This is a genomic window from Allobosea sp. FBZP-16 (assembly GCF_002831785.1).
Lineage (GTDB): Bacteria > Pseudomonadota > Alphaproteobacteria > Rhizobiales > Beijerinckiaceae > Allobosea > Allobosea lupini.
Window position 1 is genome coordinate 613901 of the sequence record NZ_LNCQ01000023.1, and the last position, 25979, is coordinate 639879.

Consider the following 25979-nt stretch of genomic DNA (forward strand, 5'->3'; position numbering starts at 1 on the left):
CTCAAGCCGTCTCGGCGAAGGCCGTCGCCAGCGCGGCAGCGGCTTCGTCGAGTTCGGCCAGCTCATGCGCGGCGCTGACCTGCAGCCGCAGCCGCGCCTCACCCTGTGCCACGATCGGGAAGGACACCGCCGGTGCGAACACTCCAGCCCGGGTCAGGCGCGCTGTCATCGCCCGCGCCCGCTCCTCGCCGCCGACCTTCACGGCCGTGATGGCGCTGTCGCTGTCATGGCAGGCCAGCGCATAGAAGCGCAGCGCCTCGCGCAGATGCGCGACATTGCGCCAGAGTCGCTCGCGCGGACCGGGATCGTCGCGGCAGATCTTCAGCGCCGTCAGCGCCGTCGCGGCATTGGCCGTCGTCATCCCCATGGTGAAGATCCAGCTGCGCGACTTGGCCTTCAGCGTCTCGATCAGCGCGCGCGGCCCGGCAACGAAGCCGCCGCTGGCGCCGCCCAGCGCCTTCGACAGCGAACCGGTCAGCAGCATGTCCGCCGCACCATTGGCGAGCCCGCAGAGCGGTGCGGTGCCGGTACCTCCTGGCCCGATCACGCCGGTCGCATGCGCCTCGTCGATCATCAGCAGCGCGTCGAACTCGCGCGCCAGCGCCTGGATTTCGGGCAGCGGCGCCGCGCCGCCCTCCATGCTGAAGATGCCGTCGGTGACGATCAGGCGCCTCTTCGCCCGTCTCGTTCCCTCCAACGCCCGCCGCAGGCCGGCGACGTTACGGTTCTCATAGGTCTCGACCTCGGCACGGCTGAGCCGGCAGCCATCGATGATGCTGGCATGGTTCAGCCGGTCGGAGATGATGACGTCGCCGGCGCCGACCAGGGTCGTCAGCACCCCGCCATTGGCGCTGCCGCCGGAGGAGAACAGCACCACCGCCTCGACGCCGAGGTAGGAGGCGAGATTCTCCGCCAGCGCCTCGTGCAAAGGCGTCGTCGCGAAGACCGGGTAGATGCCGGTGCCGCTGCCATAGAGCCGCAGCGCCTCATTGGTCGCCGCCAGCACGCGCTCATCGGTCGAGAGGCCGAGATAGTCGTTGGCGCCGAGCATGATCGTATCGACGCCATCGAGCAGAATGCGCCCGCCGGATCGACGCTCTATCACCCTGCGGGTGGTGACATGCGCGTTCATGGCGCCACCTTCGGTAGCGCGCCGGCGACGAGGCTCTGCCAGTAGCGCAGCACATGCGGAACGATCGCATCGTTGAAGACGTAACGGTCGCCGTGCAGGCCCTCGCCCGGCCCGACCTCGCCGGCGCCGATCCAGGCATAGCAGCCGCCTGCGGCGCGGATCATGAAGGCGAAATCCTCGCAGCCCAGGCTCGGCTTGAACTCGGCCATGACGTTCTCCGGCCCGACAGCCGCAGCCGCCGCCCGAGCAGCCAATGCCGCCGCCTCGGCAGCGTTGATCACCGGCGGATAGCCGCGCTTGTAGTCGAGCGCCGCAGTGACGCCATGCGAGGCGGCGACACCATCAGCGATCTCGCCGATCAGCCGCTCGCAAAGATCGGACAATGCCGGATCGAAGAAGCGGCAGGTGCCCTGCAGCCAGACCTCTTTCGGCACGATGTTGCCGACATTGCCGCCATGGACCTGGGTCAGGCTGACGACGATCGGCGTCTGCGGGTCGACGGCGCGCGAGACGATCCGCTGCACGCTCTGGATGAAGGCCCCGGCGGCGAGGATCGGGTCGTCGCCGAGATGCGGCATGGCGACATGGGCGCCGAGGCCGGAGAAGCGCAGCTCGAAATTGTCGACCGCGGCCATCTGCGCCCCGGCGCGGGCTGCGATCGTGCCGAAAGGCACGCCCGGCCAGTTGTGCACGGCATAGACCGCCTCGACCGGGAAGCGCTCGAACAGCCCGGCCTCGATCATCTTCATGCTGCCGCCCTCGTTCTCCTCGGCCGGCTGGAAGATGAAGTGGACGGTGCCGTCGAAATCCGGCGCCTCGCTCAACAGCTTCGCCGCCCCGAGCAGCATGGCGCTGTGGCCGTCATGACCGCAGGCATGCATCACGCCCTCGGTCTTCGAGGCATAAGGCAGGCCGGTGCGCTCGATCACCGGCAGCGCGTCGAGCTCGGCGCGCAGCCCGATGGCGCGCTTGCCCGAGCCCGCACGCAGCGTGCCGACGACGCCGGTGCCGCCGATGCGTTCCTGCACCTCCAGGCCGAAGGAGCGCAGCTTCTCGGCGACGAAGCGGGCGGTCTCGATTTCCTGGAAGCCGAGTTCGGGATTGGCGTGGATGTGATGGCGCCAGGCGACGACCTCTGGCGTCAGCCTGGCGATCGGGTCATTGTGCAGCATGGTTCTCTCCTGTCCGTGCCGGAGGATTAGGAGAGCGAGCCGGGCAGCGTCTTGAACCAGATTGACCGATGAACGAGCCGCAGCAGGAGAGTCAGGCGTTCTGGCGCCACGCCGCCTTCCGCGAGCTCGGCCTGCTCGCGGCGCGCTTCCGCGAGCATCGCTATGACCGCCACACCCATGACGGCTACGTCATCGCATTGATCACCGAAGGCTGCGAGCGCGTGCGCGTCGGCAGGCAGGAGGTTCTGGCGCCCGCCGGCTCGGTGCTCGTCGTCAATCCCGAGGAATGGCATGATGGCGAAGCCGGCGCCGAGCAGGGCTGGGCCTACCGCACCTTCTATCCCTCGGTCTCGCTGCTTTCGGAGGTTGCGACCGAACTCGGGCAGGCGCAGGCGCCGCTGTTCCCGCGGGCCCTGCTCGACGATCCCGAGCTCTCCCGGCTGCTGGCAGCAGCCCACATGGAATCGACCTCGGCGGATGCGACCCGCGCCGAAGCTTCGCTGCTGAGCGCGCTGCGCCGCCTGATCCTCCGGCATGGCGACACCGACCGGCCGGCCGAACCGCTCAATCGCTCAGGCGCGCAACGTCGCTTCGCCCGCTATGAGGAGGTGATCGAGGACAACCTCGCCGAGGATCTCGACTTGCAGGCCCTCGCCGCAGCGGCCGGCGTCACCCGTTTCCAGGTCATCCGCGACTTCAAGAAGCTCACCGGCTCGACCCCTGCCACCTTCATCCGCGACCGCCGCCTGCGCCGCGCCAACCGGCTGATCCAGGAGGGCGCCAGCCTGGCAGACGCCGCTTTCGCCGCCGGCTTTTCCGACCAGAGCCATCTCTCGCGCAGCTTCCGCGCAGTGCACGGCATCACGCCCGGCATGTTCCGCCGGGCGGGCTGACGCCGCGCTATCTCAAAACTTGTAGGCGAGGCTGGCGCGCACCGCATGGGCCGACGGTTCGTGCTCGACCGTGCGGCCGAGATAGGCGCTCCCCCCGACATGGTCGAAGCGGCCATAATCGGTATAGCGATAGTCGAGGCCGAGGATGAGATTGTCGGTCAGGGCGTAATCGACGCCGCCGCCGACCGTCCAGCCGGTCCTGGAGGAATTGATCGTCTCGGTCAGGCCTGCCAGCGGGCTGACATAGGCGTATTCGAGCTTGGTGAAGGCGACGCCGCCGGTGGCGTAGACTAGGATGCGGTCGAGGCTGTAGCCGAGGCGGGCGCGCACCGAGCCCTGCCAGTCCTGCCGGACCCGGACCACGCCGCCGACATCGCCCTTCCCTTCGGCGGCATTCATGCCCTCGATGTCGCCCTCGATACCGACGACGATAGCCCCGAGCTGATAGTTGAAGCCGAGGCGGGCGCCGCCGATGAAGGAGGACGGGCTGTAGTCGAAGGAGCGGCCGAGCGGCACGCGGCCGGCAGTCGCGAATTCGCTGGCCCGGTCGGAGCCCCAGGAGTAGCCGACCTGTCCGCCGACATAGACGCCGCTCCAGTTGTAGAAGGTCGGCAGTTCCGGCGCCGGTGGCAGGACGCCCCTGCCGCGCAGATCGGCTGCCAGCGAGGCTCCGGCACTCAGCAGGGCGATGGCGGCGACGGCGGCTTTCAGCAGGGTCTTCATCAAGATCTCGGCTCGAACGACGGCTGCGGCCAGCGAGAATCCGGCCGGCGCCGCGGTGGCGACGGGAGCCCGATTATGAAATTGTTAAGGTTAACGAACCTCTAAGCCGCTTTTCGCCCGCGCCGGCCCGGAACGAAAACCTTTGCCGCGGCGTTGGCAGCGCGGCGGATCGGTTTAACATCGGCCGCCTTCGGACCGGAGCGCCCATGGCCTATTTCAAGCGACTGACAGGCGCAGCCGGGCTCGCAGCCATGGCCGCAGGTTATGTCCACGGGCTGGTTTCGCGGCGGGTCGGCGAACCCTTGCGCCAGGCAAGGCAGGGACGCGGTGCCAGGAGCCCAATCACCCTGCCCTGGCGCGGCTGGAAGGATGTGCTATTGCGCTTCGGCGCCCGCGTTCAGGAGGCGCGGGTGCTCTCGCTCGCCGGCGCCGTCGCCTTCTTCACCCTGCTCTCGCTGGTCCCGGCGCTGTCGCTGCTGGTGACGCTCTACGGCATGCTGACCGACCCGGCGACGATCGTCGGCCAGCTCGACGACGTCACCATCGTCTTCCCGCTGGCGGCGCGCGAACTGATCCGCGAGCAGGCGATCCGGCTCTCGAGCCAGGACACCGCCAATCTCTCCGTGACCTTCCTGATCAGCTTCCTCGTCGCGGTCTGGAGCGCCAATGCCGCGATGAAGGCCATCTTCGATGCCCTCAACATCATCTACGGCGTGCGCGAGCGCCGCGGCTTCATCCGCCTGAATCTTGTCTCGCTCGGCACGACGCTGAGCGCCCTCTTCGTGCTCATCCTGGCGCTCGCCCTGATTGCGAGCCTGCCCGTGGTCACTGCGCTCTTCCCCTTCGGCCATGAGTTGGAGGTGCTGATCCGCTGGCTGCGCTGGCCGGCCTTCTTCCTCGTCGGCATCACCGCGATCGGCTGCCTCTACTGGATCGGCCCAAGCCGCAAGCCGCCGCGATTCGCCTGGGTGCTGCCCGGCGCCATCGCCGCAGCACTGCTCTGGGTCGCGACCTCCATCGGCTTCTCCTTCTATGTCAGCACGCTCGGCCGCTACACCGCGACCTATGGCTCGCTCGCTACCATCGTCGTGTTCATGACCTGGCTCTGGCTCTCGGCGACGATCGTGCTCTCGGGCGCCGAGCTCAATGCCGAACTGGAGCACCAGGCCCGCTATGGCTCCGCCCCGGCCCCGGTGACGCCGCTCAGCCGCAGCACGCCCGGGGGACGCTGAAGCTCCGCTGGAGCATGATGCCACAGCCGCACCCGCTTGACCTTCCCCTCGGCCGCGGCATCTCCTCCTCGGCACGCCAGGGCCCCTGCCCGGCCAGCCGCACGGATAGGCCCATGATCACCGCGACCCGCATCCACCTTACCATCGCCATGCTGATGGGGCTGTCAGGCGTGACCCTGCTTGCCGCCGGCACGCATTCCGGCGCGTCCGACAACGTCCAGATCGCCGGGCAGATGCTGCTCTTTCACGCGCCCCCGGTGATCGCAGCCTGCGCCGCGCGTCGCGCCGAATTGCTCGCCGATTGGCCGGCACGGCTCGCGATCTCGCTGCTGATCCTCGGCGTCGCGCTGTTTTCGGCCGACCTCGCGATGCGCGGCTTCCATGGCGAGCGGCTCTTCCTCGGCGCTGCACCGGCCGGCGGCTTCATGATGCTCGGCGGCTGGCTCGGGCTCGTCATCGCGGCGGTGTTCGCCAAACGAGCCTGACCGGCATCGCCGCGCTTTCGCAGCCTTTCGTCTTCCGCTAGAACGCGGCGCGGCGCGGCTGCCTCCCTGCGCCTTCGCGGAGCCTGCCGATGAACGCCCCTCACAATCTCACGCCCTCGCAAGCCGCCGAACTGCTCGTCCAGGCGCTGCCGCACATGCAGCGCTACGACCAGGAGGTGATCGTCATCAAGTATGGCGGCAACGCCATGGGCGACGCCGCCACCGCCGAGGATTTCGCCGAAGACGTGGTGCTGCTCGAGCAATCCGGCCTGAAGCCGGTGGTCTGTCATGGCGGCGGCCCGCAGATCGCCCGCATGCTGGAGAAGCTCGGCATCAAGTCCGAGTTCAAGCAGGGTCTGCGCGTCACCGACGCCGCCACCGTCGACGTGGTCGAGATGGTCCTGGCCGGCTCGGTCAACAAGGAGATCGTCGGCTACATCTCGCGCGAGGGCGGCAAGGCGATCGGCCTCTGCGGCAAGGACGGCAACATGGTGACCGCCCGGAAGGCGACGCGCACCATCGTCGATCCCGATTCCAAGATCGAGCAGGTCCTCGACCTCGGCTTCGTCGGCGAGCCCGAGACGGTCGACACCACCGTGCTCAAGGCGATCCTCAAGGAAGAACTGATCCCGGTGCTGGCGCCGGTCTGCGCCGCTGCCGACGGCCAGACCTACAATGTCAACGCCGACACCTTCGCCGGCGCGATCGCCGGAGCCCTCAACGCCAAGCGCCTGCTGCTGCTCACCGACGTGCCGGGCGTCCTCGACAAGGACAAGAAGCTGATCCCCGAGCTCACCATCGAGCAGTGCCGGCGCCTAATCGCCGACGGCACCATCTCCGGCGGCATGATCCCGAAGATCGAGACCTGCATCTACGCGCTGGAAAAGGGCGTCGAAGCCGTCGTCATCCTCGACGGCAAGGTCCCGCATGCGGCGCTGATCGAGCTCTTCACCGATACAGGTTCCGGCACGATCATCCGGAAGTGAGAAGTCGCGGCCGTCATTCCCGGGCGGAGCGAAGCGCAGACCCGGGAATCTTATGACGAGAAGGCGCTGATCGGCGCTTGCTCCGGCATGAGATGCTCGGGTCGAGCCCGAGCATGACGGCGTACTTCGCTATCGCAAGGACTTTGCAAGCATCTTGCATGTCATGATGGCGCGTCCCACATGACATGACCCAATGAACCAGAATGCATCAATCACCGCCGCCGTTCCGCTCCTGCCGGAGCAGGCAGCGTTCGGCCATGTCGACCACTGGATCTTCGACCTCGACAACACGCTCTATTCGCACGAGGCGCAGGTCTGGCCGCAGGTCAATGAGCGGATCAGCCTGTATCTGCTCCAGCTCTTCGGTCTCGACGGCCTCTCCTCGTACGAGCTGCGCCGCTATTACTACGAGCGCTACGGCACGACCCTGAACGGGCTGATGTCGGAGCATGGTGTCGACCCCGACGACTTCCTCGCCTTCGCCCACGACATCGACCTGACGATGCTCGATCCCAATCCCGATCTCGGCGCGGCGATCGCCGCCCTGCCCGGCCGCAAGCTGATCCTGACCAATGGCTCGCGTGGCCATGCCGAGAACGTCGCCGGCAAGCTTGGGATCCTCCATCACTTCGAGGACATCTTCGACATCGTCGAGGCCGGCTTCCTGCCCAAGCCCGAGCGCGCGACCTACGAGAACTTCCTCGCCAAGCATGCGATCGATCCGGCGCGCGCGGCAATGTTCGAGGACATCGACAAGAACCTGATCGTGCCGAACGATCTCGGCATGAAGACGGTCCTGATCGTACCGCGCACGCCCGATCCCTTCCGCGATGCCGCGGAGCAGGCGGTGGTCGAGGCCGCCCACGTCCATTTCGTCACGAATGACCTGACCGGCTTCCTGAAGCCGCTGATGCGGGCGAGCGAGACCATCCCGCTCGCAACGCCTCAGGCGTAACGCTCCGCCGCGAGCCCATGCGCCCGGCGCAGACTCGTCAGATCGAGCCCCGGGATCGCGCCGTCGATCACCCGCCAGCGCCCACCGATCATGACGCGGTCCGCCCGGTTCGCCCCGCAAAGCACCAGCGCCGCGATCGGGTCATGCGCGCCCGAGAAGCGCAGTTCGTCGAGGCGATAGAAGGCAAGATCGGCCTGCAGGCCGACGGCGATCCGGCCGATATCGGAACGCCCCAGGCAGCGCGCCGAGCCCTCCGTCGCCCAGCGGATCGTGTCGCGCGCCGTCACCGCACTGGCACTCTTGTACTGCAGGCGATTGACCAGCAGGGCGTGGCGCAACTCCTCCATCAGGTTCGAGCCGTCATTGCTGGCCGAGCCGTCGACGCCGAGGCCGAGCGGCGCACCGGCCGCCTCCAGCTCGCGCGTCTTGCAGAAGCCCGAGGCGAGAACGCCGTTCGAGGTCGGGCAATGGCAGACGCCGACGCCGGCCTTGCCGAGCCGCTCGCATTCCTCGCAGGAGAAATGGATGCCATGCGCCAGCCAGGTCTTCGGCCGCAGCCAGCCGGCCTCCTCCAGCAGGTCGAGCGGGCGCTTGCCGTAGACTTCCCGGCAGTAGGCGTCCTCGTCCTCTGTTTCGGCCAGATGGGTATGCAGCGGCGCATCGAAGCGCGTCGCCAGCTCGGCCGAAGCCGCCATCAGCGAGGTCGTCACCGAGAAGGGCGAGCAGGGCGCGAGCGCGATCTGCACCATGCTGCCGGGCTTGGGGTCATGGAACAGGCCGAGCACCCGCTCGCAATCGGCGAGAATGGTGTCCTCGTCCTGCACCACCTCGTCCGGCGGCAGGCCGCCATCCTTCTGCGACAGGTTCATCGAGCCGCGCGAGATGGTGACGCGGATGCCGAGCGCCCGCGCCTCCTCGACGGCGATGTCGACCGCGTTCTCAAGCCCGGCGGGGTAGAGATAGTGGTGGTCGGCGGCAGTGGTGCAGCCCGACAGCATCAGCTCGACCAGCGCAGCACGCACCGCCAGCCGCAGATCCTCCGGCCGCAAACGCGCCCAGAGCGGGTAGAGCGCCTTCAGCCAGGGGAAGAGCTCGCGGTCGATCGCCGCGGGATGGGCGCGGGTCAGCGTCTGGTAGAAATGGTGGTGGGTGTTGATCAGCCCCGGCAGCACGACATGGCCGGAGGCATCGAAGGTCTCGGTCACCGGCAGCGCCGGATAGCCCCCGCTCGCGACGAGCTCGACGATCACCCCGTCTTCCACCACGATCCCGCCTCCCGCATTCTCGGCGAGGATGGCGAGCGGGTTCCTGATCCAGGTGCGCATGACGGGTCCGGCGCTCGGTGATTCTCCAGCAATGGCATAGGCTTGGACGGTCATGAAGGCCAGCCCCCGGTCCTGGGTCTTCCGGATGAGGTTGGCGTGCTCCGGCGCAAAAACACACGCCCAGGGTGAACCCGGACGGCTGTTCGCGCCCGCCATCTTTCAATAAGCTGTTGGCAAGGCGGCCGGCGGAATTTTCACCGCGAGGCTTCCGGTCCAACAGGGGAAAACGTTCGCCTCGCGAGGCGAAGCGTGGCTCAAGGAGAGATCCCATGAAGAAATTGTTGCTGGCGACGCTGTCGGCCTCGGCGCTGATGGCGGCGCAGCCGCTGGCCGCCAAGACGCTCGTCTATTGCTCGGAAGGCAGCCCGGAGAATTTCGCGCCGAGCGTCAACACCACCGGCACCTCGTTCGACGCCAACACCCAGATCTACGACACCATCGTCCAGTTCGAGCGCGGCGGGGTCAAGGTCCAGCCGGCCCTGGCGGAGAAGTGGGACGTCTCGCCGGATGGCCTGACCTACACCCTCTACCTGCGCAAGAACGTGAAGTGGCATTCGAACAAGAACTTCAAGCCGACGCGCGACTTCAACGCCGACGACGTGATGTTCATGTTCGAGCGGCAATGGAAGGAGGCGCACCCCTATTACAAGGTGACCAGCTCGAACCACTCCTACTTCAACGACATGGGCATGCCCAAGCTCCTGAAGTCGGTCGAGAAGGTCGATGACTACACCGTCAAGATCACGCTGAATCAGCCTGAGGCGCCGTTCCTCGCCGACCTCGCCATGCAATATGCCGGCGTGCAGTCGAAGGAATATGCCGACGCCATGCTCAAGGCCGGCACGCCCGAGAAGCTCGACCAGGAGCCGGTCGGCACCGGCGCGTTCTATCTGGTGCAGTACCAGAAGGACGCGATCATCCGCTACAAGGCCTTCCCCGAGTACTGGGCCGGCAAGGCCAAGATCGACGACCTGATCTTCGCGATCACGCCTGACGCCTCGGTGCGCTGGGCCAAGCTGCAGAAGGGCGAATGCCATGTCATGCCCTATCCGAACCCGGCCGATCTCGACGCCATCAAGAAGGACGCCAACGTCCAGATCCTCGAGCAGCCGGGCCTGAACATCGGCTATCTCGCCTACAACACCACCAAGAAGCCGTTCGACGACGTCAAGGTCCGCCGCGCCGTCAACAAGGCGATCAACAAGAAGGCGATCATCGACGCGGTCTATCTCACCAGCGGCGTCGCGGCGACCAACCCGATCCCGCCGACCATGTGGTCCTATAACGAGACGATCAAGGACGATCCCTTCGATCCGGAAGCCGCCAAAAAGGAGCTGGCCGATGCCGGCTATCCGAACGGGCTGGAGATCGATCTCTGGGCGATGCCGGTGCAGCGTCCCTACAACCCCAACGCCAAGCGCATCGCCGAGCTGATGCAGGCCGACCTCGCCAAGGTCGGCATCAAGGCCGAGATCAAGACCTTCGAATGGGGCGAGTACCGCAAGCGCCTGCAGGCGGGCGAGCACCAGACCGGCATGTTCGGCTGGACCGGCGACAATGGCGATCCGGACAACTTCCTGCACACCCTGCTCGGCTGCGACGCCTCCAAGAACAATGGCGGCAACGTCGCCAAGTTCTGCTACCAGCCCTTCGACGAGCTGGTGACGAAGGCCAAGACGATCACCGACCAGGCCGAGCGCGAGAAGCTCTACCGGCAGGCGCAGGTGATCTTCAAGGAGCAGGCGCCTTGGTTCACCATCGCCCATGCGGTGCAGCTCAAGCCGGTCCGCAAGGAAGTGATCGACTTCAAGCTATCGCCGTTCAGCCGCCACGTCTTCTACGGCGTCGACATCGGCAAGTGACGGTCTGCGTCAGATAACCCCGGCGCCGGCGGAGCATTCATTGCTTCGCCGGTGCGTTCATCGTTTCTATTGTTGCGATTTCGATCGCCGAATTTTGTCGAGTGTTTCGCGCGAGACAGTTCCCGCGCTACGCGTGATCATGTTGATCCACCGATTTTGTGGCCGCGTTCTTGATCTTTGCAGCGTTCTGGTGTTTGCGCTGCGCCGGAATTCGAACTTGAATAAGATCACAAGACAGGCCGCCGCGCGACGAGACGCCCGGCCAATAAGACTGGCGCAACCATGCTTCGCTTCATCCTGACCAGGGTCAGCCTCGTCATCCCGACCTTCATCGGCATCACGCTGCTGGCCTTCTTCCTGGTCCGACTCGTTCCGGGCGATCCGATCGAGACCATGGCCGGCGAACGCGGCATCGATCCCGCCCGCCATGCGCAATTGCTGAAGGAATACGGGCTCGACCAGCCGCTCTTCGTCCAGTACGGCCGCTATATCGAGCGTGTCGTGCAGGGCGATCTCGGCAAGTCGATCGTGACGCGCGACAGCGTCCTCTCCGAGTTCGGCCAGCTTTTTCCCGCCACCATCGAGCTTGCGCTCTGCGCCATCCTGCTCGCGCTGCTCATCGGCTTGCCGGCCGGCATCATCGCCGCGGTGAAACGCAATTCGATCTTCGACCATGGCGTGATGGGCATCTCGCTCACCGGCTATTCGATGCCGATCTTCTGGTGGGGCCTGCTGCTGATCCTGCTGTTCTCGGTCCAGCTCGGCATCACCCCGGTCTCCGGCCGCATCGCGGTGCAGTATTTCATCGAGCCGGTCACCGGCTTCCTCACCATCGACAGCCTCCTCGCCGGCGACACCGATGCCTTCTGGTCGGCGCTGTCGCATCTGGTGCTGCCCGCGATCGTGCTCGGCACCGTGCCGCTCGCCGTCATCGCCCGCATGACCCGCTCGGCCATGCTGGAGGTGCTCGGCGAGGATTATATCCGCACCGCCCGGGCCAAGGGCATGGCCCCCCTTCGGGTCGTCGCCCTGCATGCGCTGCGCAATGCGCTGATTCCGGTCGTCACGGTGATCGGCCTGCAGGTCGGCACGCTCTTCACCGGCGCGATCCTGACCGAGACGATCTTCTCCTGGCCGGGCGTCGGCAAATGGCTGATCGAGGCGATCAGCCGGCGCGACTACCCGGTCCTGCAAGGCGGAACCCTGCTCCTCGGCATGGTGGTGATGAGTGTCAACCTCCTGGTCGACCTGCTGTACGGCGTGATCAACCCGCGCATCAGGCACGCACGATGATGTGGCTCCAGTCCCTCAGCTCACATCGGAGCCTTCGCCCATGAGCACCGAGATCTTGCAAGCTCCCGCCGCACCCGCCGGTGCGCCGCCGCATCCCGCCCGCGAGTTCTGGACCTATTTCAGCGCCAATCGCGGCGCCGTCGCCGGGCTCGTCGTCATTGGCCTCGTGCTGTTCTGCGCGATGTTCGCACCGCTGATCGCCCCGCACGATCCGAACCTGACCAACAACACGGTCTTCCTGAAGCCGCCATTCTGGCAGGAGGGCGGCTCGCTCTCCTATCCGCTCGGCACCGACGCGATCGGCCGCGACATCTTCTCGCGGCTGCTCTATGGCGCGCGGCTCTCGCTGGTGATCGGTATCGCCGTCGTTGCGCTGGCTATCGTCGTCGGCATCCTGCTCGGCCTGGTCGCCGGCTTCTTCAAGGGCATCGCCGACATCGCGATCATGCGGCTGATGGACATCCTGATGACGATGCCGAGCCTGCTGCTCGCCATCGTCATCGTCGCCATCCTCGGGCCCGGTTTGATGAACGCGATGCTCGCCGTCGCCATCGTCGTGCTGCCGCACTATGTCCGCATCACCCGCGCCGCCGTCATCGCCGAATCCTCGAAGGACTATGTCGTCGCCGCCCAGGTCAGCGGCGCGCGGACGGCAAGGCTGATGTTCTCGGAGATCCTGCCGAACTGCGCCGCGCCGCTGATCGTGCAGGCGACGCTCGGCGTCTCCACCGCGATCCTCGACGCCGCCGCACTCGGCTTCCTCGGGTTGGGCGCCCAGCCGCCGACACCGGAATGGGGCACCATGCTCGCCGACGCCCGCGAGTTCGTGATGCGTGCCTGGTGGGTCGTCACCTTCCCGGGCCTGGCCATCCTGATCACCGTGCTCGCCTTCAACCTGCTCGGCGACGGGCTGCGCGACGCCCTCGATCCCAAATTGAAGCGCTGATCCCATGCCCCTGCTCGAGATCGAAAACCTCAGCGTCGAGTTCCCGACCTCCCAGGGAACCCTGCGCGCGGTCGACCGCATCGACTTGACCCTCGACGAGGGCGAGGTGCTCGGCGTCGTCGGCGAATCCGGCTCCGGCAAGTCGGTCACCATGCTCGCGCTGATGGGCCTCGTCGGCTATCCCGGCCGCGTCCGCGCCGACAAGCTGCGCTTCGACGGCCGCGACCTTCTGACCATGTCCGCCCGCGAGCGCCGCCAGCTTACCGGCAAGGACGTGGCGATGATCTTCCAGGAGCCGAGCACCAGCCTGAACCCCTGCTTCACCATCGGCTTCCAGCTCGCCGAGACGCTGCGCAAGCATGAGGGCATGGACCGCAAGGCAGCCAGGCATCGGGCGATCGAATTGCTCGAGCAGGTCGGCATTCCCGCCCCGGAAAGCCGCCTCAAGGCTTATCCGCATCAGCTCTCCGGCGGCATGAACCAGCGCGTGATGATCGCCATGGCGATCGCCTGCAATCCGCGACTGCTGATCGCCGACGAGCCGACCACGGCGCTCGACGTCACCATCCAGGCGCAGATCCTCGACCTGCTGATGACGCTGCAGCGCGAGCGCAACATGGCGCTGGTGCTGATCACCCACAATATGGGCGTCGTCGCCGAGACCGCGCAGCGCATCATGGTGATGTATGCCGGGCAGATCATGGAAGAGCGCAAGGTCGATGCGCTGTTCTCTGCCCCGCAGCACCCCTATTCCGCCGCGCTGCTCGCCGCTTTGCCCGAGCGCAGCGAAGGGGCGAACCGCCTTGCAACCATTCCCGGCATGGTACCCGGCCTCAACGACCGGCCGAAGGGCTGCCTGTTCAGCCCGCGCTGCGCCTATGCCACCGAGCATTCGCGCACGGTCCAGCCCGAGCTCAGGTCCTGGCAGGACGGGCATGTGCGCTGCCATTACCCCCTCGGCGATCTCCAGCGCGAGGCGGAGCGCGCCCGCGACGAAGCCGGCGCGACGACGGAGGCGGCACGATGAGCAATCCCGTCATCGAAGCCCGCGACCTCGTCCAGACCTATCAGGTCAGGCAGGGGCTGTTCCGCCCGACGGCGCAATTGCAGGCGGTGAACAAGGTCTCCTTCGCGGTCGAGGCCGGGCGCACTCTGGCCGTGGTCGGCGAATCCGGCTGCGGAAAGTCGACGCTGGCGCGCATGGCGACCCTGATCGAGAAGCCGGCCTCCGGGTCGCTGACGCTCGACGGGGTCGACGCCGTCTCGCCGCCGGCGAGCGAGCAGCGCCGTCTGCGCCGCACCGTCCAGTTCGTCTTCCAGAACCCCTATGGCTCGCTCAACCCGCGCAAGAAGATCGGCACGATCCTGGAGGAGCCGCTGCTGATCAACACCGACCTCTCCAAGGCCGAGCGCACGGAAAAGGCCCGCGCCATGATGGCCAAGGTCGGTCTGCGGCCGGAGCACTATGCCCGCTACCCGCACATGTTCTCAGGGGGGCAGCGCCAGCGCATCGCGATCGCCCGTGCGCTGATCCTCTCGCCGAAGGTGGTGGTCGCGGACGAGCCGGTCTCGGCGCTCGACATCTCGATCCAGGCGCAGGTCCTCAACCTGCTGGCCGACCTGCAGGACGAGCTCAAGCTCGCCTATCTCTTCATCTCGCACGATCTCAGCGTGGTCCGCCACATCGCCCACGACGTGATGGTGATGTATCTCGGCAATGCCATCGAGCACGGGCCGAAAGAGCGCATCTACGCCCGCCCCTTGCATCCCTATACGCAGGCGCTGCTCGCTTCGACCCCGCGCGTCGGCGGCGACAAGCGCGAGAAGATCGTGCTGCGCGGCGAACTGCCCTCGCCGCTCAACCCGCCGACGGGCTGCGTCTTCTCGACCCGCTGCCCCTTCGTCGCCGATCGCTGCCGGACCGAGCGCCCGCAGAAGCGCGAGATCGACGGACGGCAGGTCGCCTGCCACTACGCCGAGACGTTCTTGGCCAAGGCGGCGGCTTGAGGGTCGGACCAAGCTCAGGCTTCGACACCAGCCATCACGCCGTCATCCCGGACAAGCCGTGTCAGCGGCGCCGATCCGGGATCCATGCCTGAGCCTATCCGAAAGAGGTTCCGGAATGGGTCCCGGGTCTTCGCCCGGGACGACTCGCGCTTTTCTCAGCAGGTAGTGCCCAACCCTTTGGCGCTGCATCGCGTCCTGTCGTGTACACGGGTTCCGGGCTCAGGCTTTCAGCCCGCCCCGGAAAGACCGTGCGGCTCAGCCGAATCGCGCGGAAATCCCGCTCACGCCGCGACGGCTGCGGGCTCCTTCTTTTCCCATTCCTCGCCCCAGATCATCACGGCATGGCCGGGCGAGACCTCGCGGAACTGGCGCACCGGCGGGACATAATCGGCCGGGCGGATCGGGCTCTTGATCTCGTCGTTCGAGACCGGGCGCTTCTGCAGGCGCCGGGCCGGATCGGCGATCGGCACCGCCGCCAGCAGGCGCTTGGTGTAGGGATGCTGCGGATTGCCGAAGATCGCCTCGCGCGGGCCGATCTCGACGATCTCGCCGAGATACATGACTGCGACGCGATGGCTGACGCGCTCGACCACCGCCATGTCGTGCGAGATGAAGAGATAGCCCAGCCCCATCCGCGCCTGCAGGTCGAGCATCAGGTTGACCACCTGCGCCTTGACGGAGACGTCGAGCGCGGAGACCGCCTCGTCCGCCACGATCAGGCGCGGCTCGACCGCGAGCGCGCGGGCGATGCAGATGCGCTGGCGCTGGCCGCCCGAGAATTCGTGCGGGAAGCGGCTTGCCATGTCGGGCAGCAGGCCGACCCGCTTCAGCAGGTCGGCGACCTTGTCGCGTGCCTCCGAGCGGCTGGCGAGGTTGTTGATCAGCAAGGGCTCGGCGATCGCGGCGCCGACATTCATGCGCGGGTTGAGCGAGGCGAACGGATCCTGGAAGATCATCTGCATGCGCTTGCGCTGCTCGCGCAGCTCGGTCTGGCCGAGCTTGAGCACGTCGACGCCATCGAGCAGCACCGAGCCCGAGAGCGGCTCAACCAGACGCAGCACCGAGCGGCCCGTCGTCGACTTGCCACAGCCGGATTCGCCGACGAGCGCCAGCGTCTCGCCCGCTTTCAGGCTGAAGGAGACGTTCTCGACCGCATGCACCCGGCCCTTGACCGAGGAGAGCAGGCCCGAGCGGATCTCGAAGCGTGTCGTCAGCCCCGAGACTTCCAGCACCGGGCGCTCGGCTGCCTGGACCGTATCGGGAGTTTCGGTCGGGACATCGGATTCGCCGGTCGCGCGGTCGACGACCGGGAAGCGCATCGGACGCCCGCGGCCGATCATCGAGCCCAGCCGCGGCACGGCCGAGAGCAGCGACTTGGTGTAGGGCTTCTGCGGATTGGCGAAGATGTCCTCGGTCGCGCCGGTCTCGATCTCGTCGCCATTGTACATGACGACGGTGCGGTCGGCGATCTCGGCGACGACGCCCATGTCGTGCGTGATGAAGAGGACCGACATGCCCTCCTCCTCCTGCAGCGTCTTGATCAGCTCGAGGATCTGCGCCTGGATGGTCACGTCGAGCGCCGTGGTCGGCTCGTCGGCGATCAGGAGCTTGGGCTTGCAGGCCAGCGCCATCGCGATCATCACGCGCTGGCGCATGCCGCCGGAGAAGCGGTGCGGATATTCGTGGAAGCGCGACTTCGCCGAGGGAATCTTGACCTTCTCCAGCAGGCGCACCGTCTCGGCCTCGGCCTCGGAGCGCGACATGTTGCGATGCAGGATCAGCGCCTCGGCGATCTGGAAGCCGATGGTCAGCACCGGGTTCAGCGACGTCATCGGCTCCTGGAAGATCATCGCGATCTCGTTGCCGCGGATCTCACGCATCTGCGCATCCGGCAGGGTCAGCAGCTCCTTGCCGTTGAGCTTGATCGAGCCCTCGATCTTGCTGGAGCTCGGCGGCGTCAGCCGCATGATCGAGAGCGCCGTGACGCTCTTGCCCGAGCCGGATTCGCCGACGACCGCCAGCGTTTCCTGCGGCTTGATGTCGAAGGAGATGTTGCGCACGACCGGCTTCCAGAGTCCTTCGACCCGGAACGAGGTCGTCAGATTCGAGACCGAGAGGATCGGAGAGGTCATGCCTGGTCCTTCTTAGCGATCTGATTGGGCTGCGTAGCGGGCGTGAACGCCCAGCCCGCGGCCGGTGGGCCGGGTTGAAAGTCGTGTCAGAATACCCAGAGCGCGGCGGATGTCAGCAGCCGGCGTCACAAAAGATTCAGCAGCCTGCCTGCTTTTTGCGCCGGCGCCCGACCGGACTGCACGGATTGCGCGCTGATTGAAGCATGACTCGCGCCTGCATTGCATGACCAAACCGAGCGGCGCCGTCATGGCCCCAGCCGAGATGGAGCGCCACAAGCTGCTCGGCCGGCCGATCGCGATCAGGCTGAGCTCGCCCGGCGCGGCTTTCGCGGTCTCGATAGCGTGCCGACGGGCGCGATCTCAGTCGCGCGCCTGCGCCTTCTCGTCGGCGACGATGTGATCGGCGAGATGGAGAGCTTGCTTCGCCCCGCGGGCGAGCCGCCGCATGATGCCGCTCAGCATCTCGAAATCCGCGCGGTCGAGCGAGGCGAACAACGCATCGTTCACCGGCCGCTGCAGCGCCGCCAGGCGCTCCAGCATCGTTGACCCGAGCGGCGTTACCGAGAGATTGACCCGGCGCTTGTCGCTGGCATGCGGCTGCTTGGCGACGAGCCCACTCTTCACCAGCTTGTTCACCTCGATGGTGACGAAGGCGCCGCTGAGATGCAGCCGCTCGGCGACCTGCGCCACGCCGACCTCGCCGGCGGCCGCGGCGCGGCTGATCGCGATCATGATCAGGTATTGCGGCGGGGTCAGCCCGATATAGGCGGCGAAGCGCGCCCTCGCCTCCTCCAGCCGGCCGCCGAAGGCGAAGAAATCGTAGAGCAGGTCGCGGAAGCGCGTATCGCTGCCGTCATCCAGCAAATCCGGCTTTGCCACGGTCATGCGCCGGTTCTCGCTCGACATGGTTTGCTCGTCCTCAAGCGCCGTTGACTCACTTATATAGCTTTGTTACAAAGCTATCTAGCAAATTGACATCAGAAGAGCAACCGGAGAGGAGGCGGCGATGGACGCCAAGGCCTTCAGGCAATCCCTGGGCGAGTTCGCCACCGGCGTCGCGGTGATCACCGCGCAGGGCAGCGGCGAGGAGCTCATCGGCATGACCATGAGTTCGTTCAACTCCGTTTCGATCGATCCGCCGCTCGTCCTGTTCAGCGTCGACAGGCGGGCGAACAGCCTGCCGGCCATGCTTGAGGCCAAGGGCTTCGCGGTCAACGTGCTGGCGCGCGAACAGGAGCACATATCCAACCGTTTCGCCCGCGCGCTCGGCGATAAATGGTCGGAGACCAGGCGCAGCGTCGGCCATGCCCAGGCGCCGCTGATCACCGGATCGCTCGCCCATTTCGAATGCGAACCCTACGCCAATCACGACGGCGGCGACCACGTCATCTTCCTGGTGCGGGTGCTGCGCCACACCGTGCGCCCCGGAACTCCGGCGCCCCTGATCTTCTTCCGCGGCCGCTATCGCGACCTCGTCGACGAGACCCAGCGCGAGCCGTCCTGGCCGCTGCCCATCCACTACTGACAGCCGAAACAGCGAGGACAGACCCATGACCAAGACCGGACAGCAGCATCTGGCCAGCCTGCGCGACGACCGCTCGATCTATATCGACGGTGCCAAAGTCGAGGACGTCACCAGCCATCGCGCCTTCCGCAACGTGGCGCAGTCGGTCGCGGGCCTGTTCGACTTCGCCGGCGACGCCTCGCGCCGCGATCTCATGACCTTCGAGACCGAGACGGGCGGCCGCGCCAACCGGATCTGGCAATTGCCGACCTCCTATGCCGACCTGGTCGAGCGCCGCCGGGCGCTGGAGGCCTGGACCGCGATCCATGGCGGCTTCCTCGGCCGTGCCCCCGACCATGTCGCCTCCTGCATCTCCGGCATGCGCATGGGTCTGCCGGTGTTCGAAGGCTACGATCCCGCCCGCGCCGCGGCGCTGGAAGCCTATTACCGCTACGCCCGCGACAACGATCTCTACCTCACCTACGTCATCATCAACCCGCAGGCCGACCGCTCCAAGAACGCGGCCGAGCAGGCCGACCCGTTCCTGACCGCCGGCGTGGTCGATCGCGATGCGCAGGGCATCACCATCCGCGGCGCCAAGATGCTGGCGACCGGCGGCGTCGTCGCCAACGAGGTCTTCGTCACCACGATCCAGCCGATGCAGCCGGGCGAGGAGCGCTATGCCGTCTCCTTCGCCATCCCGATGAACAGCAAGGGCCTGAAGATGCTCTCGCGCAAATCCTACGAGGCACAGGCGGGCTCGATCTTCGACAACCCGCTGGCCAGCCGCTACGACGAGAACGACGCGGTGCTGTTCTTCGATGACGTCAAGGTTCCGTGGGACCGCGTCTTCATCGATGGCAGCGTCGAGATGTGCCAGAAGCAGTTCCACGCGACGCCGGCGCATGTCTACCAGAACTACCAGGCGATGATCCGCCTCAAGGTGAAGCTGCAGTTCCTGATGGGCATCGCCCATCGCACCACCCAGACCAACGGCATCACCCAGTTCCCGCAGGTGCGCGAGACCCTCGGCCAGCTCGCGGCGGAAGCGGCGATGGTCGACGCCTTCGTCAACGCCATGGAAGCCAAGGGCACGCAGGCCGGCCCCTACTTCGTGCCCGACCGGCACATGCTCTATTCGGCGCAGGTGCTGACCCAGCAGATGTATCCGAAGATCCTGAACTCGCTGCGCGAGCTCGCCGGCGGCGGCATGATCATGCTGCCCTCCTCGATCGCCGACTTCGCTAATCCCGAGATCGCGGCGATCATCGAGAAGACCCAGCAGTCGCCGGCCGCGAAATCGCATGACCGGGTCAAGTTCTACAAACTCGCCTGGGACGCCGTCGGCTCCGAGTTCGGTTCGCGCCATCACCAATACGAGATGTTCTACGCCGGGGCGACCTTCGTGACGAAGGGCCACTCCTTCCGCACCTACGACTGGGGCAAGGCCGGCGGCATCGTCCAGTCGATGCTCGACTCCTACGACCTCAATACGAAATCAGCTGCCTGAGCCGGTGAAAGGATCGCATCATGCCCGTCAACAAGAGCCACGACGAATTCTACACTCTCGACATGTCCAAGGGCTGGGAAGTGCCGGCCGGCTATCCCGCCGGCATCCAGCAGAAGATCCTGTCGGGCGCCCTCGACGAGGTGAACAATCGCGGCACCCGCACCCGCCTGCTGCGCTTCCAGCCGGGCGTCTACACCACCGCGCCGTTTTCCCATGACTATTGGGAGGAGGTCTATCTGATGGAGGGCGACCTTACCGTCGGCAACGATGCCAATGGCGAGGGCGGCGAGAGTTTTCCGCCGCACACCTATGCGGTGCGCCCGCCGCACGCTCCGCACGGGCCGTTCAAGTCCGAGAAGGGCTGCATCCTGCTCGAAATCCATTATTTCGACCCGGTCTGACCCCGTCATGATGCCGACCCTTGCCAGCCTCGCCGACGATCTCGCCTCGGGACGGACGCGCTCGCTCACCCTCGTCAGCGAAGCGCTCGACCGGATCGAGGCGCCCGATGGCGAGGGCCGGCTCGCCTTCATCAAGGTCCATCGCGAGGCCGCGCGCGCTGCAGCCGAAGCGATGGACAAACTGCGGGCCGCAGGGCTCGGCCCCTCGCCCTTCGCCGGCATCCCGATCTCAGTGAAGGACCTGTTCGACCTTGCCGGCGAGCCGACGCCGGCGGGCTCCACTGTGCTCGCCGACGCTGCGCCGGCCGAGCGCGATGCCGCCGCGATCGCGCGCCTGCGCCGTGCCGGCTTCGTCGTCATGGGCCGCACCAATATGAGCGAGTTCGCCTTCTCCGGGATCGGCCTCAACCCGCATCACGGCACGCCGGCCTCGCCCTATGACCGTGCGAGCCGCCGCATCCCCGGCGGCTCGTCTTCGGGCGCAGCGGTTTCGGTCGCGGACGGGATGGCGGCGGCCGGCATCGGCTCCGACACCGGCGGCTCCTGCCGCATCCCCGCCGCGCTCTGCGGCATCACCGGCTACAAGCCGACCGCGGCGAGCGTGCCGCTGGACGGCGCCTTCCCGCTGTCGCAGAGCCTCGACTCGATCGGCCCGCTCGCCCGCAGCGTCGCCTGCTGCCGCGCCTTGCATGAGATCATGAGCGGGATCGAGTTGCCGAAGCGGGCGATCGGCCTTGCCGGCCTGCGCATCGCCGTGCCGCAGACGGTCGCGCTCGACGGCCTCGATGCGACCGTCGCGGCCGACTTCGCCCGGGCGCTCACCACCCTGTCCAAGGCCGGCGCGCAGATCGTCGAGCAGCCTTTCGCGCGCTTCGCCGAGGTCGCCCGCATCAACGCCAAGGGCGGCTTTGCGGCGGCCGAGTCCTACGCGCATCACCGCGCTCTGATCGCTGCGAAGGGCGAGGGCTACGATCCGCGCGTGCGCCTGCGCATCCTGCGCGGCGCCAACCAGGACTGCGCCGACTATATCGAGCTGCTGCGCGCCCGCGCCGCCTTCGTCGCCGCACTGCGCGAGGAGACCGGCGCCTTCGACGTGCTGGCGCTGCCGACCGTGCCGACGATGGCGCCGACCATCGCCGAATGCGATGCCGACGACGAGGCCTTCACCCGCCTCAACCTCTCGATGCTGCGTAATCCGACCCTGATCAACATGATGGAGGGCTGCGCCATCTCGCTGCCGATGCATCGGGCTGGCGAAGCGCCGACCGGACTGATGCTGGCGCGGGCCGGCGGCGAGGATTCGGCATTGTTCGGGATCGCAGCGGCAGCCGAAGCGGCGCTGGCGGGCGACCGCTGACCGCACAGCTTTTCACAAGTTTGGGCTTCCACGTCCACCCTGCTGTCCTCCCGGACAAGCCGCGCAGCGGCGCCCATCCGGGATCCATTCCGGCGCCTTTCCGAGAGAGGTTCAGGAATGGGTCCCGGGGCTACGCTGCGCTCCGCCCGGAACGACCCGCGCATGTTCTGGATGACGACCCGCCGCGTCTAATGCCCCCTCAGCCCTGGCGGGTGATGTTGGCACGGAAGGATTCGATATGGGCTCGCATCGCCCGCTCGGCCGCGTCCGGATCCTGCCGGGCGACGCCGTCGACGATGGCGGCATGCTCGTCGCAGATGCGCGAATGCTGCTCGTTGGTGCTGAGCGAGATGAACCACATCCGCGCCGAGCGCTCGTGCAGGTTCCGCAGCAGGTCGCTCATCACCGGGTTGCGGGCCGAGCCGGCGATGATCGCGTGAAACGCCTGGTCGAGATCGGCGATCGTCTCGATGTCGCGCGCCTGCGCCGCCTCGCGCATCGCCTCGAGATTGCGCCGGAGCTGGGCCGGCACCTCGGTACTGGCCCGCTCGGCGGCGACGCGCACGCAGAAGGTCTCGTTGACGATGCGCGCGTCGATGATGTTGAGGATCTCGTCCAGGCTGACCGGCTTCACGATCGTGCCCTTGCGCGGCATCACCTCGACCAGCCCGTCATTGAGCAGCCGGTCGATCGCCTGGCGGATCGGCGTGCGGCCGATATCGAGCTGCGTGCTCAGCGCCGGCTCGCTCAGGATCTCGCCCGGGCGCAGCCCGGTGGTGATGATCAGGCGCTTGATCGCATGATAGGCTTGGTCGCGCAGCGAGACATGCCGCTGCGCGTCCTTGGGCGTTTCCAGAAGCGTCACGTTACGTCGCACCGCGCGGTTTGAGGTTGCCGCCATCGTCCTTCCGGAGACAGCGGCGTCAACCCCGGATCGGCAGAATCTTGAGGTCGTAGCCGAAGCGGATGCTGCGGCGCAGGACCGGATCCTCCAGTTCGCCTTCAAACCGGCTGGCAATCTGGATGCCGCCGATCGCCGGCATGGTGCCGCCGAAGATCGCCGTGCCGTCAGGCAGCGCGCCCGTGCCGTTGAAGCCGCGGATCAGGTCCTCCGGAGCGAGCAGGCCCGAGATCGGCCCCTCCTGGTAGAGCCGGCGCTCGCCGTCGATCACCGCGAAGCTGCGCAGGATCAGCTCGTCCCAATGGCCGGCGACCTCCTGATAGGGCCAGACGGTCGCAGCGACCGGCTTGTCGCAGACCTGCTTGGAGACGCTGATGCCATAGGTCTCGACCTGGCGGTCGGTATGGTCGGAGCCGACGCCGACATAAGTCTTGCCGCCGCAGGAGAGCAGCACGGCCTCGACCTCGCCGCTGCTGTTGGCGCCGACATCCTCGATGACCGGGTCGGTGGTCAGCCTGGCGGCGGCGACGCGATAATAGACCGGCGTCGAGGTCGGCCGCTTCACGCCAAGCGCTTCCAGCTCGACCATGTGGTGCTCCATCGCCGCCTTGTCGCGCCCGGCCCAGCCGCCGATCACCAATTCGTCGATCGCCGCGGTCAGCGGGCTGGAGCCGGTCCGGCTCTCCACCGTCAGTGCCAGGGTCTTCATCGCCTCTCGCCTTCCCGAAATCGCGCTGCCCCTTCGCCGGGCAGCCTGCCCAAAAAAACTTCGAGATGCCTCTATAAAAATCCTTGTGAAATTTCACAAGGATTTTTATAGAGATTTCCAAGCGCCGCAGCTGCGCGGGGACGGCGACGGCGCCCGGACAGGACGCCGATCGGAAACGGAGAGGAAAACCATGATCAGATCAGCTTGGATGGCCGCTCTGGCGGTCTCGTTCGGCGCCGTTGCGGCCCCGGCCGTCGCGCAGGAGAAGCCGGCATCCCTTGGTGTCGGCGTCATGACCTTCACCTCGGGCCCGGCAGCCGCCTATGGCGTCCCCGGCAAGAACGCCGCCGAGCTGATGATCGACATGATCAACGCCCGCGGCGGGATCGGCGGCGTGCCGCTGAAGGCGACCTATGTCGACGAGGCGCAGGGCACGCAGGGCGTCATCGCCGAATATCGCCGCCTCGCCGAAGACAAGTCCAACCAGGTGATGATCGCGGCGCTGTCGAGCGCCAACTGCCTGGCGCTGGCCCCGCTCGCCGAGCAGATGCAGGCCCCGACGATCGGCTGGAACTGCGACACGCACCAGCTCCTGCTCGACGGCAAGAGCAAGTATTATTTCCGCCCGAACGGCAACACGATCCCGGAATTCGTCGCCTATGCGCTCTATCTCCTGCAGCGCAAGCCGGACGTGAAGCGGATCGCCATCGTCAATCCCGACTACGCCTTCGGCCATGACGCGGCGCTGATCTTCAAGACCGCGATGAAGGCGCTGAAGCCGGATGTCGAGGTCGTGGCGGAGCTGTTCCCCAAGCTCGGCTCGGCCAATTTCCAGACCGAGATCTCGAAGCTCTCGGCCTCGCGGCCGGATGTGGTGTTCTCCAATCTCTGGGGCGCCGATCTCGAGAACTTCGTGCGCCAGGCCCAGCCGCGCGGGCTGTTCACCTCGAGCCAGGTCGTGCTGGCGCTGGGCGAGACCGTGCTCCAGCGCGCCAACCTGCCGGAAGGCGTCATCGTCGGCGTGCTCGGTGACGGCTGGTGGATGTCGCCCGACGCCAGGGCCAATCCTGTGACCAAGGCCTTCGTCGAGGCCTATGAAAAGCGTTATGGCGAGTACCCGGTCTTCCCGTCGGTCAAGATGGCCAACGCGATCATCTACATGAAGGCCGCCTATGAGGCCGCGCTGAAGAAGAGCGGCGGCAAGTGGCCGAGCCGCGACGAGATCGCCGATGCCATGCGCGGCAGCACGGTCAAGACGCTGACCGGCACCACCGTGACCCGCAAGGACAATGACGGCCTCGTCGACCAGGTCGTTGGCGTCACCGCCAAGTCGCCCGACTACAAGTTCCCGGTGATCGGCGGCATGGTCCGCTACAAGGGCGACACGCTGATGCCGCCCCAGGGCGACGATGCGATCAAATGGGTGGGAACGCTGACCCCGGCCTTCCTCGCCACCCAGCCCAAGCCCGGCAGCTACCAGTAATCCCCGCAGGCGGGAGGCGCGTCCGCGCCCTCCCGCCTGATTCCCACATCATCAATCCCAGGTGCCGCCAATGCTCGACACCCTGATTCCGCTTGCCGTCGACGGCCTCGCCAGCGCGGCGCTGATCTTCTTCGTCGCCGTCGGGCTGACCCTCGTCTTCAGCGTGCTGCGCGTGCTCAACGTCGCGCATGGCAGCTTCTACGCGATCGGCGCCTATGTCGCCGCCTCGATCGGCCTGTGGATCGCCAGCGCGGGCCTGAACCCCTGGCTCTCCTTCCCGGCCCTCGTCTTCAGCGCCGCGATCGTCGCCGCGCTGTTCGGCCCGCTGGTCGAGCGCTGCCTGATACGCTGGACCTATGGCAAGTCGGAAGCGATCCAGATCCTCGTCACCTTCGGCCTGTTCCTGATCCTGGAGGACCTGCAGCGCATCGTCTTCGGCGTGCGCTCGCTTGCCGAAGACACGCCGATGCAGTTGCTCGGCTCGACGCAGATCGGCGGCGTCGTCTATCTCAACTACCAGCTCCTGCTGATCGGCCTCGCCGTCATCGTGGTCGTCGGCCTGCGCATCATGCTCACGAAGACTCGGATCGGCAGGCTGGTCACCGCCGTCGTGGCCGATCGCGAGATGGCACAGAGCATCGGCATCAACACCAACCGCGTCTTCATCCTCTCCTTCACGCTCGGCGTCTTCCTGGCGGCACTGGGCGGGGCGCTGGCGACACCGACCGCGGGCGCCGCACCCGGCCTCGGCGCCGAGACCATGGTGCTCGCCTTCGCCGTCGCCGCCATCGGCGGGCTCGGCCAGATCGAAGGCGCGGCGCTGGCGGCGATCATCGTCGGCCTCGCCCGCGTGCTCGCCATCTATTTCGCGCCGTCGCTCGATGCGGTCGCCCCCTACATCGTCATGCTCGTCGTGCTGCTGGTCCGCCCCTACGGACTGTTCGGCCAGGCGGCGACCCGGAGGATCTGAC

General features: G+C 66.9%; 24 protein-coding genes. 16 read left to right on the plus strand and 8 right to left on the minus strand.

The features are described from left to right. Position 1: 1 nt before the first annotated feature. Together CXY91_RS12740 and CXY91_RS12745 are read right to left on the minus strand one after the other, a co-directional pair. Positions 2–1132 carry an aminotransferase class I/II-fold pyridoxal phosphate-dependent enzyme gene (locus CXY91_RS12740; RefSeq protein WP_100961779.1) on the minus strand — a complete coding sequence of 377 codons (1131 nt, stop codon included), beginning with the start codon at positions 1130–1132 and terminating at the stop codon, positions 2–4. Continuing rightward, a complete protein-coding gene (locus tag CXY91_RS12745) occupies positions 1129–2304 on the minus strand; it encodes a M20 aminoacylase family protein (protein WP_100961780.1) in 1176 nt (391 codons plus the stop codon). Before CXY91_RS12745 ends, CXY91_RS12740 begins: the two co-directional genes overlap by 4 nt. A gap of 68 nt (positions 2305–2372) precedes the next feature. Here CXY91_RS12745 and CXY91_RS12750 point away from each other — a divergent pair, with 68 nt between their 5' ends. After that, positions 2373–3197, plus strand: a complete 825-nt coding sequence (locus CXY91_RS12750) for an AraC family transcriptional regulator (protein WP_100961781.1) — start codon at positions 2373–2375, stop codon at positions 3195–3197. Positions 3198–3209: 12 nt separating this feature from the next. Here CXY91_RS12750 and CXY91_RS12755 read toward each other — a convergent pair whose 3' ends face one another. After that, a complete protein-coding gene (locus CXY91_RS12755) occupies positions 3210–3920 on the minus strand; it encodes an outer membrane protein (RefSeq protein WP_100961782.1) in 711 nt (236 codons plus the stop codon). A gap of 206 nt (positions 3921–4126) precedes the next feature. Between CXY91_RS12755 and CXY91_RS12760 the strand changes: the two genes are divergently transcribed. The 4 genes from CXY91_RS12760 to CXY91_RS12775 all read left to right on the plus strand — a co-directional run bounded on the left by CXY91_RS12760 (position 4127) and on the right by CXY91_RS12775 (position 7578). Continuing rightward, positions 4127–5152 carry a YihY/virulence factor BrkB family protein gene (locus CXY91_RS12760; protein WP_100961783.1) on the plus strand — a complete coding sequence of 342 codons (1026 nt, stop codon included), beginning with the start codon at positions 4127–4129 and terminating at the stop codon, positions 5150–5152. Positions 5153–5265: 113 nt separating this feature from the next. After that, a complete protein-coding gene (locus tag CXY91_RS12765; protein WP_100961784.1) occupies positions 5266–5637 on the plus strand; it encodes a DUF423 domain-containing protein in 372 nt (123 codons plus the stop codon). 89 nt (positions 5638–5726) lie between these two features. After that, a complete protein-coding gene (gene argB, locus CXY91_RS12770; protein WP_091837476.1) occupies positions 5727–6623 on the plus strand; it encodes an acetylglutamate kinase in 897 nt (298 codons plus the stop codon). 193 nt (positions 6624–6816) lie between these two features. Continuing rightward, positions 6817–7578 carry a pyrimidine 5'-nucleotidase gene (locus CXY91_RS12775; RefSeq protein ID WP_091837478.1) on the plus strand — a complete coding sequence of 254 codons (762 nt, stop codon included), beginning with the start codon at positions 6817–6819 and terminating at the stop codon, positions 7576–7578. Here the strand turns inward: CXY91_RS12775 and CXY91_RS12780 are convergent. Next, a complete protein-coding gene (locus CXY91_RS12780) occupies positions 7569–8903 on the minus strand; it encodes an 8-oxoguanine deaminase (RefSeq protein WP_100961785.1) in 1335 nt (444 codons plus the stop codon). The genes CXY91_RS12775 and CXY91_RS12780 overlap by 10 nt on opposite strands. A 269-nt stretch (positions 8904–9172) precedes the next feature. Between CXY91_RS12780 and CXY91_RS12785 the strand changes: the two genes are divergently transcribed. The 5 genes from CXY91_RS12785 to CXY91_RS12805 all read left to right on the plus strand — a co-directional run bounded on the left by CXY91_RS12785 (position 9173) and on the right by CXY91_RS12805 (position 15011). After that, positions 9173–10765, plus strand: a complete 1593-nt coding sequence (locus CXY91_RS12785) for an ABC transporter substrate-binding protein (RefSeq protein ID WP_100961786.1) — start codon at positions 9173–9175, stop codon at positions 10763–10765. Between the two features lie 282 nt (positions 10766–11047). After that, positions 11048–12058, plus strand: a complete 1011-nt coding sequence (locus tag CXY91_RS12790) for an ABC transporter permease subunit (protein ID WP_100961787.1) — start codon at positions 11048–11050, stop codon at positions 12056–12058. Positions 12059–12098: 40 nt separating this feature from the next. Further along, positions 12099–13004, plus strand: a complete 906-nt coding sequence (locus CXY91_RS12795; protein WP_100961788.1) for an ABC transporter permease subunit — start codon at positions 12099–12101, stop codon at positions 13002–13004. A gap of 4 nt (positions 13005–13008) precedes the next feature. After that, entirely contained in the window at positions 13009–14031 is a 1023-nt protein-coding gene (locus CXY91_RS12800) for an ABC transporter ATP-binding protein (protein WP_091837488.1), read from the plus strand. Beyond that, on the plus strand, positions 14028–15011 hold the full coding sequence (locus CXY91_RS12805; protein ID WP_100961789.1) for a peptide ABC transporter ATP-binding protein: 984 nt from the start codon (positions 14028–14030) through the stop codon (positions 15009–15011). Before CXY91_RS12800 ends, CXY91_RS12805 begins: the two co-directional genes overlap by 4 nt. A gap of 281 nt (positions 15012–15292) precedes the next feature. Here CXY91_RS12805 and CXY91_RS12810 read toward each other — a convergent pair whose 3' ends face one another. Further along, positions 15293–17143 (minus strand): ABC transporter ATP-binding protein, encoded by a 1851-nt coding sequence (locus CXY91_RS12810; protein ID WP_100961790.1) that lies wholly within the window; start codon positions 17141–17143, stop codon positions 15293–15295. 360 nt (positions 17144–17503) lie between these two features. Beyond that, a complete protein-coding gene (locus CXY91_RS12820; protein ID WP_091837497.1) occupies positions 17504–18049 on the minus strand; it encodes a MarR family winged helix-turn-helix transcriptional regulator in 546 nt (181 codons plus the stop codon). Between the two features lie 100 nt (positions 18050–18149). On the opposite strand from CXY91_RS12820, the gene CXY91_RS12825 reads away from it, so the two are divergent. Genes CXY91_RS12825 through CXY91_RS12840 form a run of 4 tightly spaced genes read left to right on the plus strand, consistent with a single transcriptional unit; the run spans position 18150 to position 21915 of the window. Continuing rightward, the gene (locus CXY91_RS12825) at positions 18150–18668 is read left to right on the plus strand and encodes a flavin reductase family protein (RefSeq protein ID WP_091837499.1); all 519 of its coding nucleotides are present in this window, start codon (positions 18150–18152) and stop codon (positions 18666–18668) included. Between the two features lie 25 nt (positions 18669–18693). Then, complete coding sequence (locus tag CXY91_RS12830) at positions 18694–20157, plus strand: 4-hydroxyphenylacetate 3-hydroxylase family protein (RefSeq protein WP_100961792.1); 1464 nt, start codon at positions 18694–18696, stop codon at positions 20155–20157. 20 nt (positions 20158–20177) lie between these two features. Beyond that, positions 20178–20558, plus strand: a complete 381-nt coding sequence (locus tag CXY91_RS12835) for a cupin domain-containing protein (RefSeq protein WP_100961793.1) — start codon at positions 20178–20180, stop codon at positions 20556–20558. Positions 20559–20565: 7 nt separating this feature from the next. Beyond that, complete coding sequence (locus CXY91_RS12840) at positions 20566–21915, plus strand: amidase (RefSeq protein ID WP_100961794.1); 1350 nt, start codon at positions 20566–20568, stop codon at positions 21913–21915. Between the two features lie 199 nt (positions 21916–22114). Here the strand turns inward: CXY91_RS12840 and CXY91_RS12845 are convergent, their stop codons facing one another. Further along, positions 22115–22780, minus strand: coding sequence for a GntR family transcriptional regulator (locus CXY91_RS12845; RefSeq protein ID WP_158673393.1), 666 nt, complete (start codon positions 22778–22780; stop codon positions 22115–22117). 58 nt (positions 22781–22838) lie between these two features. Next, entirely contained in the window at positions 22839–23525 is a 687-nt protein-coding gene (locus CXY91_RS12850; protein ID WP_100961796.1) for a DUF2848 domain-containing protein, read from the minus strand. A 190-nt stretch (positions 23526–23715) separates the two neighbouring features. On the opposite strand from CXY91_RS12850, the gene CXY91_RS12855 reads away from it, so the two are divergent. Next, on the plus strand, positions 23716–25008 hold the full coding sequence (locus tag CXY91_RS12855; protein ID WP_248307455.1) for an ABC transporter substrate-binding protein: 1293 nt from the start codon (positions 23716–23718) through the stop codon (positions 25006–25008). A 70-nt stretch (positions 25009–25078) separates the two neighbouring features. Continuing rightward, on the plus strand, positions 25079–25978 hold the full coding sequence (locus tag CXY91_RS12860) for a branched-chain amino acid ABC transporter permease (RefSeq protein WP_100961798.1): 900 nt from the start codon (positions 25079–25081) through the stop codon (positions 25976–25978). Position 25979: the final 1 nt, after the last annotated feature.